The organism is Gemmobacter fulvus, from assembly GCF_018798885.1.
GTDB classification, from domain to species: Bacteria; Pseudomonadota; Alphaproteobacteria; order Rhodobacterales; family Rhodobacteraceae; genus Gemmobacter; species Gemmobacter fulvus.
The window spans coordinates 1,629,581-1,646,315 of record NZ_CP076361.1; the positions used below are offsets into that span (position 1 = coordinate 1,629,581).

Consider the following 16,735-nt stretch of genomic DNA (forward strand, 5'->3'; position numbering starts at 1 on the left):
GCGGCGGGCATGGGCGTGTCAATCCGCGCGGCAGATCGCCAGAAACGCCGCGCCGAACCGGTCCAGCTTGGCGGGGCCCAGATCGCCAACCCGATCCAGTTCGGCCAGCGAGGCGGGCCGCGTCTCGGCAATACGGCGCAACACCGATTGCGACAGCGACAATGGCTTGCCGATCCCATCTTCGCCACGCATCAGCTGCAATTGCGCTTCGGCCAGCCGGTCAAAGATCTCGCCCGCCGGACGGCCCGCCAGCCGCATCCGCTGGGGATGCAGGGCCGCTGCCGCGCCGGTGATCACCTCCAAAAACGCCAGCCCGTAGCTTTCCAGCTTTTTCGCACCGACCCCACTGACCTGCGCCATCTGATCCAGCGAGGCCGGGCGACGCTCGGCCATCTCGATCAGCGTGCGGTCGGGGAAGATCACATAGGCGGGCACGCGCGCCGCCTCGGCCAAAGCCCGGCGCTTGGCCTTGAGCGCCGACAGCAGCGGCGCATCCTCTTCGGACACCAGCGTCTTGACCATGGGCCGCGCCCCTGCCGCCTGCACGGTATCGCGGCGCAGGGTGATCGGCTCTTCGCCGCGCAGGATGGGGCGCGCCGCTTCGGTCATGCGCAGGGCGCCAAAACGGTCCGGGTCGGGGCGTACCAGATCCCGGCCCATCATCTGCCGGAACACCGCCCCCCAGGCCGGTTTCGACAGATCCCGCCCCACAGCAAAGGTGGGCAGCGCGTCATGGCCCTTTTCGCGCACCTTGGCGGTAGCATTTCCGGTCAGGATATCAATCAGATGCCCCGCGCCAAACCATTCGCCGGTGCGCAGAATGGCCGACAGCGCCTTGCGCACCGCATCGGTGCCGTCAAACAACACGGCGGGCCGGTCGCACAGATCACAATTGCCACAGGGCTCGGCAGTTTCGCCGAAATAGCCCAGCAACACCTGACGGCGGCAGGCCATCGCCTCGGCAAGCCCCAGCAGCGCATTCAGCCGCGCATGATCGGCGGCCTTGCGGTCCGGCGGGGCCTGCCCTTCGTCGATCTGGCTGCGCCGCAGCCGGATGTCATCGGGGCCATAGAGCGTCAGCGTTTCGGCAGGCGCACCATCGCGGCCCGCGCGACCGATTTCCTGATAATAGCCTTCAATGCTTTTGGGCAGATCGGCATGGGCGACCCAGCGGATATCCGGCTTGTCGATCCCCATGCCGAAGGCAATCGTGGCCACCACGATCAGCCCGTCTTCCTGCTGAAAGCGCACCTCGACGCTGCGCCGGTCTTCCGGGTCCATGCCGCCGTGATAATGGCAGGCAAGGTGCCCAGCCTCGCGCAGTGCCTGCGACAGAACCTCGGTTTTCGCGCGGGTCGCACAATAGACGATGCCGGACTGAGCCTTGCGCGCCTGCGCGAAGTCAAGGATCTGGCGGCGCGGGCTGTCTTTCACCGCAAAGGCAAGGTGGATGTTCGGGCGGTCAAACCCGCGCAGGAAGGTGGCAGGCTCCACCCCGTCGAACAGGCGGGTGACGATTTCGGCGCGGGTTTCCTCGTCTGCCGTGGCGGTAAAGGCCGCCAGCGGCACCTGCAAGGCGCGTTTCAGCTCGCCGATGCGCAGGTAATCAGGGCGGAAGTCATGGCCCCACTGGCTGACGCAATGCGCCTCGTCCACCGCGATCAGCCGCACGCCGATCCGGCGCAGCAGGCCCATGCTGCCCGGTGCGGCCAGCCGCTCCGGTGCCATATAGAGCAGCTTGAGCCGCCCTTCATCCAGCGCCGCGAATACCTCTTCGGTTTCGGCATCGGTATTGCCAGAGGTCAGCGCCCCCGCCTCGACCCCGGCCTCGCGCAGGGCACGCACCTGATCGCGCATCAGCGCAATCAGCGGCGAGATGACCACCGTCACGCCCTCGCGGCACAGGGCAGGCAGTTGGAAACACAAGGATTTTCCGCCACCCGTCGGCATGATGGCCAGCGTGTCGCGGCCCGCCAGCACGGCCTCCACGATCTCTTCCTGACCGGGACGAAACGCCCCGTATCCAAAGACCGAGGCCAGAAGCTCGCGCGGGTGCTGCATGGATCAGAAGAACATCGGCAGGTTGTTCTGGATCACGATGCGCAGCGCATAAATGCCCAGCAGCACGACAAGCGGGGCAAAATCAATCCCGCCCATCTGCGGCAGCACCGAGCGGACCTTGCTGTACACCGGCTCAAGCACGCGGTTCAGGCCATACCAGATCTGCGCCACGATCGGCTGACGCAGGTTCAGCACCTGGAAATTGATCAGCCAGCTCATGATGATATGCGCGATGACGATGAACTGCGCGATATCAAGCACGAGCAGCAGGATTTGCAGGATCGAAACCATCGAAAGGGCCCTCATTATCGGTTGTGGTTTAGGTAGCGCGCAGCCCCCAGAAGCACAACCATTTCCGCAGCGTTTCGCTTGACCTGCGCGTCAGTCTTGGGCAGGCCACGGACAGGAGGCCCGCGCATGTATCCGTATTTTCGTCTCGCCAAGGAAATCCTCAAATTCCGCAAGGCGCCCCGCCTCGGGATTTTTGACACGCATGTCAGCACCCATATCTGCTGGCCTTGGGATATTGACCCCTGGCGCGAGCTGAACAATGGCCGCACCCTGACGCTCTATGATCTGGGCCGGGTGCCGCTTGGCCTGCGGGCCGGGCTGCATGAGGTGGTGCGGCGCAATGGCTGGGGCATGGCGATTGCCGGCAATTCGCTGCGTTACCGCAAAAGGGTCACGGTGTTTCAGCGCGTCACAATTCATTCGCGCTGCATCGGCTGGGATCACCGCTTCATCTATATCGAACAAAGCATGTGGCGTGGCGCGGACTGCACCAGCCACATGCTCGCCCGCTCTGCCTTCACCTCGAAACAGGGCATCGTGCCACCTGGAAAGGTGCTGGCGGCCATGGGGCTATCGCCCGAAAGCCCGGCCCTGCCTGGCTGGGTGCAGGACTGGATCGACGCGGATGCCGGGCGGCCCTGGCCGCCGGAGCGCTGAGCCCCGCGCGCTGACACCTTGCACGCGCGGCCTGTTTCAGGCTTCATCGTGGCCAAACAGGGGGCACGCATGGTAACGACACGCAAACGCATCTGGGGCTGGTATTTCTTTGATTGGGCCAGCCAACCCTACAACACCCTGCTGCTGACCTTCATCTTCGGCCCATATTTCGCAGAAGTCGCGCGCGCGCATTTCGTGGCGCAGGGTCTGACCGCCACCGCCGCCGGGGCAGAGGCACAGGCCTTGTGGGGCTATGGCCAGACCATTGCGGGCGTCTGCATCGCCCTGCTGGCCCCGGTTCTGGGCGCAATTGCTGACGGGTCGGGGCGGCGCATGGTCTGGATCTGGGCCTTTTCGGCCTGTTATGTCATTGGTGCCTATGGGCTGTGGTATCTGCTGCCGGTGCAACCCGGACTGACCATGGCGATGGTCTTTTTCGGGCTGGGCCTGATCGGCATGGAATTTGCCACGATCTTTACCAATTCGCTGATGCCCAGCCTCGCCAGCGAAGAGGAAATGGGCAAGATCTCGGGCTCGGGCTTTGCCTTTGGCTATCTCGGCGGCATCGTCTCGTTGGTGATCATGCTGCTGCTGTTTGCGGAAAATGGCGTGACGGGCAAAACCCTGATCGGCATCGACCCGATCTTCGGGCTGGATGCCACCGAGCGTGAGGGCACCCGCGCGGTCGGCCCCTTCACCGCGCTGTGGTTTGCGCTGTTCATGGTGCCGTTTTTCCTCTGGGTGCGCGAGCCGCGCGGGACGCACCGCGCCATCAGCCTCGGCACCGCCATGGCCAATCTGGGGCGGCTGCTGAAAAGCCTGCCGTCGCGGCAAAGCCTGTTTGCCTATCTCATGTCCTCGATGTTCTACCGCGACTCGCTGAATGCGCTTTACGGCTTTGGCGGCGTCTATGCCTCGGGCGTGCTGGGGTGGAGCGTGACGCAGATCGGGATTTTCGGCATCACCGGCGCGATTGCGGCCAGCCTCGCCACCTGGATCGGCGGCAAGCTGGATGCGGCACGCGGGCCAAAGCCGGTGATCGTGCTGTCGATCTGGGTGCTGATCGCGGTCTGTTGTGTGATCGTCGGCATGTCGCGCGAGGCGATTTTCGGCTTTGCCTTCGCCCCCGGTTCGGCCATGCCGGATTACATCATGTATGGCTGCGGCATCCTGATCGGGGCGGCGGGCGGTACGGTGCAGGCGGCCTCACGCACGATGATGGTGTTCCACACCACGCCCGAACGCGCGACCGAGGCTTTTGGCCTGTTCGCGCTGTCTGGCAAGGCCACCGCCTTCATCGCGCCCTTCGCCATCGCAGTCGCCTCGGACATAAGCGGATCACAGCGCATCGGCGTAGCCCCGCTGATCGGCCTGTTCCTCATCGGCCTCATTCTGCTAGTCTGGGTCAAACCGAATGGTGAAAAGCAGGCATGACAATGATCCGCAAACTGTCGCTCGTGCTGTCCATAGGCCTTGGGCTGGCGCTGCCTGCCGGGGCGGATGGTCTGGCCAATCAGCTGCTGGGGGCCAAGGCCCTGCCGTCGCAGCAGGCCCCGATGCCGATCGGATCCTATGCCAAGGGCTGTGGTGCCGGGTTGATGGAATTGCCGGAAACCGGGCCGACATGGCAGGCCATGCGCCTGTCGCGCAACCGTAATTTCGGCCATCCCGAAATGGTCGGCTTCCTGCAGGCGTTGTCGGTTGCCGCCACCCAGATCGGCTGGAACGGGCTTTATATCGGCGACATCAGCCAGCCGCGCGGGGGGCCGATGACCTCGGGCCATGCCAGCCATCAGATCGGGCTGGATGCCGATATCTGGATGTTGCCGCCCAAACGACTGAACCTGTCGCGGTCTGAACGGGAAAACATCAGCTCGATCCCGGTGCGGTCGGCGGATCAGCGCAGCGTCACCCGCAACTGGACGGCCTCGCATCACGCGCTGCTGCGCGCCGCGGCCTCGGACAAACGTGTGGACCGCATCTTTGTCGCCGCCGCCGTCAAGATCGAGATGTGCAAGACCGCCACCCGCAAAGACAAGGCGTGGCTGCAAAAGATCCGCCCCGTCGCCGGGCATGACACACATTTTCATGTGCGGCTGAAATGCCCGAAAGGGGCAACGCTCTGCGAAACCCAGACACCGACGGTGGCAGAGCTGTCGAATGGCGGCAATGGCTGCGATGACACGCTGATGTGGTGGGTCACCGATTACCTGAACCCGCCGAAGCCCAGCAAGAAGCCGACAGAACCGGCACCGCGCAAGCGCCATCCGCGCGAATACACCATGGCCGATCTGCCGAACCAATGCGCCGCCGTACTGTCTGCGCCATAATTCTGGCCTGTGGGCTGGCACTGGAAGGCAGCGCCAGCCCGACCCTGCCGAACGGCTATCTGGGCAGCTTTATCTGGCGGTCGGAGGATCCGCGCATGGGCGGCATGTCGGCCATCGAGCTGGACCGCAACGGCAGTGGCTTTACCGCGCTGTCGGATCGCGGCGGCTGGACCACGGGCAGGCTGATCCGCGATGACGCAGGCCGCATCACCGGCATTGAGGCCGCGCCGGTGCGCTTGCTGCGCGGCAAGGGCAGCGCGCCACTGGCGGCAGAGAGGTCGGATAGCGAAGGTCTGGCGATTGCCCCGGATGGCACGGCTTATGTCTCGCTGGAGGGGGTGGCCCGGGTGCTCCGCTATGAGCGGTTGGACGGCCCCGCCGAAAACCTGCCGATCCCGCCCGAGTTCCGCCGCCTGCAACGCAATTCCGCGCTGGAGGCGCTGGCAATCGGTCCCGATGGCGCGCTTTATACCCTGCCCGAACGCTCTGGCCGCGAAAACCGCCCCTTCCCGGTGTTCCGCTTTCGCAATGGCGCCTGGGCCCAACCCTTCACCATTCCGCGTCTTGGCTCTTTCCTGCCTGTGGGCGCGGATTTCGGCCCCGATGGCCGCCTTTATCTGCTGGAGCGGCAGTTTCGCGGGCTGATGGGCTTTGCCGCGCGGGTGCGCCGGTTTGAGATTGCGGGTGATAGCATCAGCGCGGGCGAGGTGCTGCTGGAAACCCGGCCCGGTCAGCATGACAATCTGGAAGGCATGGCGGTCTGGCGCGATGGCGGCGGTGACATCCGCCTGACACTGATTGCCGATGACAATTTCCGCTTTTTCCAGACCACAGAAATTGTCGAATACCGTATCCCCGGTTGACTCGGCCATCCCCGGCGCGTATCGGGGCTGCCTTGCCCAAAAGGGCCAAGTCTCCGCGACCTTGTAAAAAACGGAACTCGCATGTCCAAATCCCTGATCCCTGGCATTCTTGCCATGGCCGCGCTTGTCGTGGCCTCGAATATCCTTGTGCAATATCTGCTCGGCCCCTGGCTTACCTGGGGGGCGCTGACCTATCCCTTCGCCTTTCTCGTGACCGACCTTACCAACCGCCTGCAAGGTGCCGCCGCCGCGCGCCGCGTGGTGATCGTGGGCTTTGTGGTCGGGGTGATCTGTTCGCTGATCGGCACGCAGATCATGGGCGAATTCGGTCCGCTGGTCACCCTGCGCGTGGCGCTTGGCTCGGGCACCGCGTTCCTCTGCGCGCAACTGACCGATGTTGCAGTGTTCAACCGCCTGCGCGCCGGAAGCTGGTGGCGCGCGCCGCTGATCTCCACGCTGGTCGGGGCAACGCTCGACACCATGCTGTTCTTCACCATTGCCTTTTCGGCAGGGCTGAGCGGCATTGAGCCGGGCAATGATGTGGCTTGGGCAAATGAACTTGTGCCGCTTCTGGGCGTGGGCCCGGTGCTGCCCTTGTGGATCTCGCTCGGAACGGCCGACTGGCTGGTGAAACTTGCGCTCGCAGCTGTTGCACTTGTGCCATTCCGGCTGATTGTCGGAAAGTTGACCACACGGCTGGCGTAAAAACTTTTGACAAACACAAAATCTGTGTCAGGCTCACCTTATCGGCAACACATTGAAAGGAGGTGATCCAGTGTCTAGAGTGATATTGGAGAGAGGTGTCGGGACAGTCGGAGGGAGTGGTTCCTAAGGGCAAACCCTTAGAAAACAAGACTTTTGATTGGGCTTGAAACCTAACTGGCCCATCTCCTAGGAACTCGGAAAGGGTCGCCGAACACCGGCGGCCCTTTCTCGTATCAGCGTGCCAATGTTAAAATAAACCGGATGCACGCTTAAAATGTAACCGCTTTATAAACGACCCATCAGGGCGTTTATAACCGGCAGATTGACGGATCAAACCGCACTGCCCCCTTCCGTGCTGCGCAAAACCCGCTACCTTGTCGCCATGCTGCGGATCAATGACACACTCACCATTGCCGACTGGGAACTGTCCGAGAGCTTTTCGCGCTCGTCAGGGCCGGGGGGGCAGAATGTCAACAAGGTGGAAACCGCCGTTGAACTGCGGTTCGAGGCCGAACGCTCGCCGCATCTTGGCCCGGCGGTCAAGGCGCGGCTGAAGCGGCTGGCCGGGCGGCGCTGGACCAATGAGGGCGCGATTGTCATTCGGGCCGAAGAAACCCGCAGTCAGGCGCGCAACCGCGAACTGGCCGAGGAACGGCTGATCGAGCTGATCCGCGCAGCGCTGGTCGCGCCAAAGCGGCGCATCGCCACCAAACCGACGCTGGGCAGCCAGCGCCGCAGGCTCAGTGCCAAAACCCAGCGGGGCGAGGTGAAATCGCTGCGCGGCAAAATCCCGGAGGATGGCGAATGACCGAGGCCGAAGAGGCAGCGGCCCATTGGGGCGGCACCGATCTGCGCCTGCTGCGCAACCGCGAAAATGCCGTCTATGCCATGCGCCTGCCCGATGGGCGGCGCGCGGCCCTGCGTCTACATCGCCCCGGCTATCAGGGCGCGGCGGCGATCCGGTCCGAGCTGTGGTGGTGCGCGGAACTGGCGGGCCGGGGCGTGGCGGTGCCAGCACCGCTGCCCAGCACTCATGGCGAGATGTTGCCACAACTGACGGGCGGGCGGGTCGCATCCGCCATCGCCTGGGTCGAGGGCCAGCCCTTTGGCGAGGCGGGGCACCCCCTGCCCGGCACCGCCGCCCAGCAGATTGCCCGCCATCATGCCTTGGGCCACCTGCTTGCCACCGTCCACACCGTGACCGACTCGCTGGTCTTGCCGCACGATTTCACCCGCCCGCGCTGGGACATCGACGGGCTGACCGGCGAGACGCCGTTCTGGGGCCGGTTCTGGGAACATCCCGCCCTTGGGCCGGAGGATGGCCGCACCCTGCGCCGCGCGCGCGATTTCCTGCGCGAGGCCCTGACGGATCATGCCCGCACAGCACCGCTGGGGCCGATCCATGCCGATGTCTTGCGTGAAAACATTCTGGTGGATGGGGAACAGCTGTCGCTGATTGATTTCGATGACAGCGGCATCGGCTTTCGGCTCTATGATCTGGGCACGGTGATGTCGCAGAACCTGTATGAGCCACAGCGTCCTGCCCTGCAACAGGCGCTGATCGACGGCTATGCCGCACTCCGCCCGCTCGATTCCAATATGGTGCCAGTGTTCACATTGGCGCGTGTGCTGGCATCGGTCGGCTGGGCCGCCCCCCGTCTGGCCCCGGATGATCCCATTCATCGTAGCCATATCGCCCGCGCGGTGATGTGGGCGGATCATGTGATGGCAGGCCACGCCTGAGCCATTCCGCACGATCATGCGGAAATCGGTTGCCGCCTCGCCGGACGCGGGATAATGCGACAGGCGAATGACAGCTCGGTAACATCTGCATGACAAACCCTGCCCCGCAAAATCAGTGGAAAACGCTCGACAAGGATCTTTCACGCCTTGTGGTCCTGGAACAGGCGACAAGCTTTCTGTCACGCCCGCTGATCGCCATCGGCATCGGTCTGGCGTTTGTTGCCTTCTGTGCCATTGCCGCAGCCGTCTTCACCGGCGGTGCGCCCAATTCGTTGATCATCGTCGCGGCGGCGGCCTTCGGGGCCTATATGGCGCTGAACATCGGCGCCAATGATGTGGCCAACAACATGGGCCCGGCGGTGGGGGCCAATGCCCTGACCATGGGCGGCGCGCTGGTGATCGCCGCCGTGTTTGAAACCGCAGGCGCGCTGATTGCCGGGGGCGATGTTGTATCGACCATTTCCGGCGGGATCGTCGCCCCCGAGGCGGTGGCCGATCCCCACACCTTCATCTGGACGATGATGGCGGCGCTGATCGCCTCGTCGCTCTGGCTCAATCTGGCGACGGCGCTGGGGGCTCCGGTGTCGACCACCCATGCGATTGTCGGCGGAGTGATGGGCGCGGGCATCGTGGCGGCCGGCTTCGGCGCGGTCGATTGGGGCAAGATGGGGCAGATCGCCCTCAGCTGGATCATCTCGCCGGTGCTGGGCGGGGTGATTGCCGCCGCGTTTCTGGCCTTCATCAAGGCCCGCATCAATGATGTCGAAGACAAGCTGGGCGCGGCGCGCTTCTGGGTGCCGATCCTGATCGGCATCATGGCAGGCACCTTCGCCACCTATCTTGCCGTCAAGGGTCTGAAAAAACTGATCGACATTTCCATGCCCTCGGCGGTGCTGCTCGGGCTGGCAATTGGCGTCGTGTCGGTCTTTCTCACCCGCCCGATGATCCGCCGTCAGGCAGCCGGGATGGAGAACCGCAAGAAATCGCTGAAAAAACTGTTCGGCATGCCACTGGTCCTGTCAGCCGCGCTGCTGTCCTTTGCGCATGGGGCCAATGATGTGGCCAATGCGGTGGGGCCATTGGCAGCGATTGTTCATGCCGTGGCCGATGGCGGCACCGCCGAAAAGGTGCAGATCCCGCTGTGGGTGATGCTGATCGGCGCGGGCGGCATCTCGTTCGGCCTGACCCTGTTCGGGCCGAAACTGATCCGCATGGTCGGCACCGAAATCACCAAGCTGAACCCGATGCGCGCCTATTGCGTGGCGCTATCGGCAGCGATCACCGTGATCGTGGCCAGCTGGCTGGGCCTGCCGGTCAGCTCCACCCATATCGCCGTGGGTGCGGTGTTTGGCGTTGGTTTCTTTCGGGAATGGCACGCCGAACGGCGTGTGCGGCAGACCGGCATCATCAAGGGCAAACCCGTCGCCCCGGATGAACGGTCGCGGCGCAAACTGGTGCGGCGGGCGCATGTGCTGTCGATCGGCGCGGCCTGGGTTGTCACCGTGCCCCTGACGGCGCTGCTGTCGGCCCTGATCTTTGTCGTACTGAACTGGCTGGCCTGACGCGCGTCAGACCAGCAGATCCTGCGCCACCTGATCGGCCACGCCGAACACCCGTTTGTAGCGCGCCACCTCTTCCGCCGGACCCATGGCCTTGTTCGGATTGTCTGACAGCTTCACCGTGGGCCGCCCATTGGCCGAGACGGCCTTGCACACCAGACTGAACGGCGCCAGCCGTTCGCCCGCGAGGCCGCGGAAATCATTGGTCAGCATCGTGCCCCAGCCGAACGAGACCTTGACCCGCCCGGCGAACTGCCGGTGCAGCTCTTCGATCTTGGCGACATCCAGCCCGTCCGAAAAGATCACCAGTTTCTTCAGCGGGTCTTCACCCTTTTCCTGCCACCAGCGAATCGCCGTCTCTGCCCCGCGCGCCGGATCACCGCTGTCGATGCGGATCCCGGTCCAGGTGCTGAGCCAGTCCGGCGCGTTTTTCAGAAAGCCCTCGGTCCCGTAGGTATCGGGCAGCATGATGCGCAGATTGCCGTCATGTTCCTCGTGCCAGTCGGCCAGCACCTGATAGGGGGCCTGCGCCAGATCGGCATCATTGGTGGTCAGCGCCGAATAGACCATGGGCAGTTCATGCGCATTGGTGCCGATGGCCTCGATATCGCGCTTCATGGCAATGCGGCAGTTGGAGGTGCCGGTGAAGGCAGAGCCCAGACCCTCTTGCATCGCCTGCACACACCAATCCTGCCACAGGAAGGAATGGCGGCGACGGGTGCCGAAATCCGCAATTTTCAAGCCCTCGATCCCGCGCAACCGTTCGATCTTTTCCCACAGCCGGGCCATGGCGCGGGCATAGAGCACCTGAAGCTCAAACTTGCCCATGCCACGCAGCACGGCGCGCGAGCGCAACTCCATCAGCACCGCCAGCGCCGGAATTTCCCACAGCATCACCTCGGGCCATTTGCCCTCGAAGGTCAGCTCATACTGCCCGTCGCGCTTTTCCAGATGATAGGGCGGCAGGCGCAGCCCCTCGAACCATTCCATGAAATCGGGGCGGAACATCTGGCGTTTGCCGTAGAAGGTATTGCCGCGCAACCAGGTGCTTTCGCCGCGCGACAGGCTCAGGCTGCGCACATGATCCAGCTGTTCGCGCAGCTCGCCCTCGTCGATCAGATCGCCCAGCCGCACCGATTTGCTGCGGTTGATCAGGCTGAACACCACGGTGGTATCGGGTTTATTGCGGAAAATCGACTGGCACATCAACAGCTTGTAAAAGTCCGTGTCGATGAGCGAGCGGACGATCGGGTCGATCTTCCAGTTGTGGTTATGCACCCGTGTGGCGATATCGACCATTCAGCGTCTCCCTTTGCCACCCCTGTCTAAGCCATGTTCCGGGGAAAGGTCAAAACCAGATCCGGGGCGGGCCTAGGCTAGAATGACCCCGGCTGCGCGCATCTGATCGCAGGCCCGGGCCAAAGAGCCGTCCAGATCAATCGCGCGGCAGGCCTGCATCCGCACCGTCACGCCAAAGCCCAGCCGCACCGCATCCAGCGCCGAATAGGCGACGCAGAAATCCGTGGCCAGCCCGACCAGCGTCAGCGTGGACGCCCCGCGGGCACGCAGATACCCGTCAAGCCCGGTCTGGGTCTGATGGTCATTCTCGAAAAACGCGGAATAGCTGTCGATCTGCGGGCGAAAGCCCTTACGGATCACCAGATCCGCCGCATCGCTGTGCAGCCCGGAATGGAACACCGCCCCCGCTGTGCCCTGCACACAGTGCGCGGGCCACAGAACCTGCGGCCCATAGGGCATGTCTATCTGCGAAAACGGGGCCGCGCCAGGATGATTGTCGGCAAAGCTGCTGTGAGTGACGGGGTGCCAATCCTGCGTCAGCACCTTGATGGCAAATTGCCCGAGCAGGGCATTGACCTCGGGCAGGATCTCGTCCCCCCCGGCCACCGCCAGCGCCCCGCCGGGGCAGAAATCATTCTGCACGTCGATCACGATCAGGGCGTCGGTCTGTGGGTGCATCGCCATTGTCCTTGCTGTTTGCACAGGGCTAAGCATCGCGGCGGGATGCGTCAATGCCGCCCTTGCATTTCACACGCGCCGGGGCCAAATGCGCGCATGATCACCATTGCCGCACTCTATCATTTCACCCGTTTCGCTGATCCCGCCAGCCTGCGCGCGCCGCTGCAAACCGCCGCCGAGGCACAGGGCATCAAGGGATCGCTGCTGATTGCCGCCGAAGGCATCAATGGCACGATTGCAGGCAGCCGCAGCGGAATCGACGCCTTGCTGGCGATGATCCGCGCCCTGCCCGGCTGCGCCGATCTGGAGCACAAGGAAAGCTGGTCCGAAACCATGCCCTTTGGCCGGATGAAGGTGCGGCTGAAGCGGGAAATCGTGACCATGGGCCAGCCCGACATCGACCCGCGCGCCCGCGTCGGGCATTACGTCGCCGCGCAGGACTGGAACGATCTGATTTCGCAGCCGGATGTGGCGGTGATTGACACCCGCAACGATTACGAGGTCGCCATCGGCACCTTTCGCGGTGCCGTCGATCCCGACACCCGCAGCTTCCGCGATTTTCCGGCGTGGTGGGCGGCCAACAAGGACAGGTTCCACAACAAACGCATCGCCATGTTCTGCACCGGCGGCATCCGCTGCGAGAAATCGACCAACTTCCTGCTGGGGCAAGGGGTGAACGAGGTCTATCACCTGAAAGGCGGCATCCTGAAATATCTCGAGGATGTGCCGCAGGACCAAAGCCTGTGGGATGGCGAATGTTATGTGTTCGATCAGCGCGTCAGCGTCGGCCATGGCCTTGTGCCTGGTGCCTATGACAGCTGCCACGCCTGCCGCAGACCGCTCGCCCCCGATGACAAACTGCGCCCGGAATATGAGCTTGGCGTGCAATGCCATCACTGCGTTGACGAATATGGCCCCGAAGACCGCGCCCGGTTTCGTGAACGGATGCACCAGATGACCCTGGCCCAGAAGCGCGGGCAAAAGCACCTCGGCGGCTGATCCCCGAAGATCAGGGGGCAGCGCCGAGGGAGATCTCCACCGCCCGCGCATAGCCCATGTCGGGATCAAACCGGCCCTCGCGCAGAAACAGGATCGTCTGCGCGATCACCTGCGGGTTCAGCATCATGAATGTATGCGTCACCGGCAGCGTCACATGCGCCGTCATGCCGGCCACCTTGGTCGAGGCGACCGACACCTTGCCATCATCCGGGCCTTCTATGATCGAGGAATAGACGGGGTTCAGCGACCGGCTGCCCGCAATCACGCCCAGGGCATAATCCGGCAGCGGCAGCGCCCGTGGCACGGATCCCGGCCCGGTGCCCAGTTGCACCCCCGCCGGGCCGTTCAGCCATTCAAACGCACCAATCTCGCCAAAGGCATCCACCAGCTCTGACCCGTGGTTGGGCGGGGCGAGCATCACCACGCGGCCCATCTCGGCCGGAGGGTTTGCCATCAGCCAGATCCGCGCCAGAATCCCGCCCATGGAATGGGTGACAAAATGCACCGGGCCGGGCGCGCATTGCGCAACCGCCGTGCCCACCAGCGGCGCCAGATCGCGCAAAGGCGCATCGGTAGAAGGATAGCCCTCGTTCACCACCTGAAAGCCCTGTGCCTTCAGCGCCTCTTCCATCGCCAGAAGCGAGGTTTCGCTGCGCGCCAGCCCATGCAGAAGCACCACACAATCGGCAAGGGCGGGTGTGGCAAGCAGGCTGAACAGGGCAATCAGGCGCAACATGCCCGCAATCTAGGATCAGATGCGCGGCAAATCCATGGACAAACGCAGCGCTTTCCCCCAGCCTGCCCGCATGAAGCCCATCTGCCCCCGCCTTGCCGCCCGCGCCCTGATCCTGCATGACGACCGCCTGCTGCTGGTGAATGCCTATGGCGGCGGCATATCCGATCTGTGGTGCGCCCCCGGTGGCGGGGTGGAGCGCGGCACCTCCTTGCCCGCAAACCTGATCCGCGAGGTGCATGAGGAAACCGGGCTGACCGTCGCTGTTGGCGATCCGGCGCTGGTGAATGAATTTCACGATCCGCGCGGCACGTTTCATCAGGTTGACATCTATTTCCGCTGCACCATCGTGGCGGGCGTGATTGATCCGGCATGGCGCGACCCCGAAGGCATCGTCACCCAGCGCCGGTTTTTCAGCCGCACCGAACTGTCGCGCATCCGCTTCAAACCCGACAGCCTGCCCGCCGCCGCCTGGGGCAGCGGTATCCTCTATGACGCCTTGGAGCCGATCACCCGATGAGCCGCGCCTTTGTCAAGGAAGATGGCAATGATCTGGAGCCACTGCCCGATCTGCCTCTGTCGCCGCATCCTAATTACGTCACCCCGCGCGGCCTGACGGCGCTGCAAACCCGCCTGCGCGACACGCAAGAGCGGCTGGCCCTGCTGCGCGCCCGGCCAGACCGGCTGGACAAGCTGCCCGAAGCCGCCGCCGAGCGGGACATCCGCTATCTGGAGGCCCGGCTGCGCAGCGCCATGGTGATCGACCCGGCGCAGCAGCCGTTGCGCGCCGTGGCCTTTGGCCTGAGCGTTGTCGTCGCGGATGAGGCGGGCGTGGAAAGCCGCTATGAAATCACCGGCGAGGATGAGGCCGACGCAGCACAGGGCCGGATTGCGCCGCAATCACCACTGGCCCGCGCCCTGATCGGGGCCGAGGTCGGCGACAGCGTGATCTGGCGCCGCCCCACCGGCCCGGCCACGCTGGAGATCGTGGCCATCGAACACCCCGCCTGATCGCCGCTCAGCCCGCCTCTGTCTGTGCCGCACAGCGCGACCACAGCCAGCCATTCGGCCCCAGCTGCACCATACCTTTCGCCAGCTTTGCCGCCGCGTGCGGCCCGTCCATTGCGACCAGCTCCGCAACGGCCACGCTTTGCGCGTCGGATGACAGGTTGAACAGACAGATCACACTGCCTTCTGCATCATCCCGCCGAAACCCGAGCAGCGGCGCCGGCAGATCGAAGAACCGGCTGCGCCCGGCCCGCAGCGCCGATCCCTTGCGCCAGTCCAGCAGCGCGCGATAGGTTTCCAGAACCGACCCCGCCACACCCTGTTGCGACAGCACGTTCCGGTCCAGCTGCGGCCCCTTCACCGGCAACCACGGCGTGCCCGTGGTAAAGCCGCCGGTATGCGAGCCATCCCAGACCATCGGCGTGCGGCAGCCATCGCGCCCCTTGTAATCAGGCCAGAAGCGGAAGCCGGGCGGATCGGTCAGTTCGTGATATTCGATATCGGTTTCGGTCTGGCCCAGCTCTTCACCCTGATAGAGACAGATGGAGCCTTCAAAGCTCAACAGCATCGCCGCCGCCAGCTTTGCCACATCGTCCTGGGTGCCGTGATCGGCCCAGCGGGTCACATGCCGGATCACGTCATGGTTGGAAAAGGCCCACATCGGCCAGCCATCCGGCGCGGCGGTGAAAAACCCCTCCACCCGGCTACGAAAATGCTCTGGCGTGAACAGCGGCCCCAGCATGTCAAAACTATAGGCCATGTGCAGGCGGCCATTGCTGGTATATTCCTCCATGATCTTCAGCGAGCGGCGCGGCCCGTCGCCCACCTCGCCCACCATGCTGCGCGCCTCGTATTCATCCAGCAGCGCGCGCAACCGGGCCAGAAAGGCAAGATTCTCGGGCCGGGATTTGGAAAACTCGTGGTCTTGCATGTCATAGGGGTTCACCGCAGGCGTATTATCGGCGCGCGGCTCCGGCCCATTGTTGCGCAGCTTCTGGTCGTGGAAATAGTAGTTCACGGTATCCAGCCGGAACCCGTCGACCCCGCGCTCCAGCCAGAAGCGCAGCACAGACAGAACCCAATCCTGAACCTCCGGGTTGTGAAAGTTGAAATCGGGCTGCGACGGCAGGAAGTTGTGCAGGTAATATTGCCGCCGCCGCGTATCCCACTCCCAGGCACTGCCGCCGAACACCGACACCCAGTTGTTGGGCGGGCTGCCATCCGGCTGCGCATCGGCCCAGACATACCAGTCGGCCTTGTCATTGCTGCGGTCGCGGCGACTTTGCGCGAAATAGGGGTGCTGGTCGCTGGAATGGCTGATCACCTGATCAATGACCACCTTCAGCCCCAGATCATGCGCCTGCGCCACCAGCGTATCAAAATCCGCAAGCGTGCCGAACAGCGGATCAATGTCGCAGTAATCCGAAACGTCATAACCCATATCGGCCATCGGGCTTTTGAACACGGGCGACAGCCAGACCGCATCGACACCAAGCGACGCGATATGGCCAAGCCGCTGCGTGATGCCCTTCAGATCGCCAATGCCGTCACCATCACTGTCCTGAAACGACCTTGGATATACCTGATAGACCACCGCACCGCGCCACCACTCTGTCATGTCTGCCCCCGAAGCCCATCGTGACTGTTTCCGCTAACCTTAGGGACGGCACGGGCCGGTGCAAGCGTTTTTGAAACCGCTTTGGACGCGGATTTGGCGGCCATGCAGGCCACGCATCACATTCCGTCATTGTACGGATCACAAGATTTGGATTGACCGCACCGCGCCGCCACCGCAACCTCCGCGCCTGA

Annotated in this window: 17 protein-coding genes; 11 read left to right on the forward strand and 6 right to left on the reverse strand. The window is 64.0% G+C overall.

Going from position 1 to position 16,735, the window contains the following annotated elements; translation table 11 throughout:
* Nucleotides 1-18 precede the first annotated feature (18 nt).
* Nucleotides 19-2,061, reverse strand: coding sequence for a DNA helicase RecQ (gene recQ, locus KM031_RS08015; protein ID WP_215506382.1), 2,043 nt, complete (start codon nucleotides 2,059-2,061; stop codon nucleotides 19-21).
* A gap of 3 nt (nucleotides 2,062-2,064) precedes the next feature.
* Complete coding sequence (locus KM031_RS08020; protein WP_215506381.1) at nucleotides 2,065-2,352, reverse strand: YggT family protein; 288 nt, start codon at nucleotides 2,350-2,352, stop codon at nucleotides 2,065-2,067.
* A 126-nt stretch (nucleotides 2,353-2,478) separates the two neighbouring features.
* Between KM031_RS08020 and KM031_RS08025 the strand changes: the two genes are divergently transcribed.
* The 8 genes from KM031_RS08025 (at nucleotide 2,479) to KM031_RS08060 (ending at nucleotide 10,212) form a co-directional block, all read left to right on the forward strand.
* The gene (locus tag KM031_RS08025) at nucleotides 2,479-3,009 is read left to right on the forward strand and encodes an acyl-CoA thioesterase (RefSeq protein WP_215506380.1); all 531 of its coding nucleotides are present in this window, start codon (nucleotides 2,479-2,481) and stop codon (nucleotides 3,007-3,009) included.
* 69 nt (nucleotides 3,010-3,078) lie between these two features.
* On the forward strand, nucleotides 3,079-4,443 hold the full coding sequence (locus KM031_RS08030) for an MFS transporter (RefSeq protein WP_215506379.1): 1,365 nt from the start codon (nucleotides 3,079-3,081) through the stop codon (nucleotides 4,441-4,443).
* Between the two features lie 2 nt (nucleotides 4,444-4,445).
* Nucleotides 4,446-5,339: a penicillin-insensitive murein endopeptidase gene (gene mepA, locus KM031_RS08035; protein ID WP_215506378.1), complete on the forward strand. Its 894-nt coding sequence runs from the start codon at nucleotides 4,446-4,448 to the stop codon at nucleotides 5,337-5,339.
* Nucleotides 5,312-6,202, forward strand: coding sequence for an esterase-like activity of phytase family protein (locus KM031_RS08040; protein ID WP_215506377.1), 891 nt, complete (start codon nucleotides 5,312-5,314; stop codon nucleotides 6,200-6,202). Before mepA ends, KM031_RS08040 begins: the two co-directional genes overlap by 28 nt.
* Before the next feature lie 81 nt (nucleotides 6,203-6,283).
* Nucleotides 6,284-6,907 carry a queuosine precursor transporter gene (locus KM031_RS08045; RefSeq protein ID WP_215506376.1) on the forward strand — a complete coding sequence of 208 codons (624 nt, stop codon included), beginning with the start codon at nucleotides 6,284-6,286 and terminating at the stop codon, nucleotides 6,905-6,907.
* A gap of 382 nt (nucleotides 6,908-7,289) precedes the next feature.
* The gene (arfB, locus tag KM031_RS08050; RefSeq protein ID WP_215506421.1) at nucleotides 7,290-7,715 is read left to right on the forward strand and encodes an alternative ribosome rescue aminoacyl-tRNA hydrolase ArfB; all 426 of its coding nucleotides are present in this window, start codon (nucleotides 7,290-7,292) and stop codon (nucleotides 7,713-7,715) included.
* Nucleotides 7,712-8,650: a phosphotransferase enzyme family protein gene (locus tag KM031_RS08055; RefSeq protein WP_215506375.1), complete on the forward strand. Its 939-nt coding sequence runs from the start codon at nucleotides 7,712-7,714 to the stop codon at nucleotides 8,648-8,650. The genes arfB and KM031_RS08055 overlap by 4 nt, the downstream gene beginning before the upstream one ends.
* Nucleotides 8,651-8,739: 89 nt before the next feature.
* Complete coding sequence (locus KM031_RS08060) at nucleotides 8,740-10,212, forward strand: inorganic phosphate transporter (protein ID WP_215506374.1); 1,473 nt, start codon at nucleotides 8,740-8,742, stop codon at nucleotides 10,210-10,212.
* A 6-nt stretch (nucleotides 10,213-10,218) separates the two neighbouring features.
* On the opposite strand, the gene pncB is transcribed toward KM031_RS08060, so the two are convergent.
* Both pncB and pncA read right to left on the reverse strand, forming a co-directional pair.
* Nucleotides 10,219-11,508, reverse strand: coding sequence for a nicotinate phosphoribosyltransferase (gene pncB / locus KM031_RS08065; RefSeq protein WP_215506373.1), 1,290 nt, complete (start codon nucleotides 11,506-11,508; stop codon nucleotides 10,219-10,221).
* Between the two features lie 72 nt (nucleotides 11,509-11,580).
* Nucleotides 11,581-12,186 (reverse strand): bifunctional nicotinamidase/pyrazinamidase, encoded by a 606-nt coding sequence (gene pncA / locus KM031_RS08070; RefSeq protein ID WP_215506372.1) that lies wholly within the window; start codon nucleotides 12,184-12,186, stop codon nucleotides 11,581-11,583.
* A gap of 96 nt (nucleotides 12,187-12,282) precedes the next feature.
* Between pncA and trhO the strand changes: the two genes are divergently transcribed.
* The gene (trhO, locus tag KM031_RS08075) at nucleotides 12,283-13,185 is read left to right on the forward strand and encodes an oxygen-dependent tRNA uridine(34) hydroxylase TrhO (protein WP_215506371.1); all 903 of its coding nucleotides are present in this window, start codon (nucleotides 12,283-12,285) and stop codon (nucleotides 13,183-13,185) included.
* 10 nt (nucleotides 13,186-13,195) lie between these two features.
* On the opposite strand, the gene KM031_RS08080 is transcribed toward trhO, so the two are convergent.
* The gene (locus KM031_RS08080; protein ID WP_215506370.1) at nucleotides 13,196-13,921 is read right to left on the reverse strand and encodes an esterase/lipase family protein; all 726 of its coding nucleotides are present in this window, start codon (nucleotides 13,919-13,921) and stop codon (nucleotides 13,196-13,198) included.
* A 34-nt stretch (nucleotides 13,922-13,955) separates the two neighbouring features.
* Here KM031_RS08080 and KM031_RS08085 point away from each other — a divergent pair, with 34 nt between their 5' ends.
* Together KM031_RS08085 and KM031_RS08090 are read left to right on the forward strand one after the other, a co-directional pair.
* Nucleotides 13,956-14,438, forward strand: coding sequence for an NUDIX domain-containing protein (locus KM031_RS08085; protein WP_246567207.1), 483 nt, complete (start codon nucleotides 13,956-13,958; stop codon nucleotides 14,436-14,438).
* The gene (locus tag KM031_RS08090; protein WP_215506369.1) at nucleotides 14,435-14,929 is read left to right on the forward strand and encodes a GreA/GreB family elongation factor; all 495 of its coding nucleotides are present in this window, start codon (nucleotides 14,435-14,437) and stop codon (nucleotides 14,927-14,929) included. The genes KM031_RS08085 and KM031_RS08090 overlap by 4 nt, the downstream gene beginning before the upstream one ends.
* Nucleotides 14,930-14,936: 7 nt before the next feature.
* On the opposite strand, the gene KM031_RS08095 is transcribed toward KM031_RS08090, so the two are convergent.
* On the reverse strand, nucleotides 14,937-16,544 hold the full coding sequence (locus KM031_RS08095) for an alpha-amylase family glycosyl hydrolase (protein WP_215506368.1): 1,608 nt from the start codon (nucleotides 16,542-16,544) through the stop codon (nucleotides 14,937-14,939).
* Between the last annotated feature and the right edge of the window lie 191 nt (nucleotides 16,545-16,735).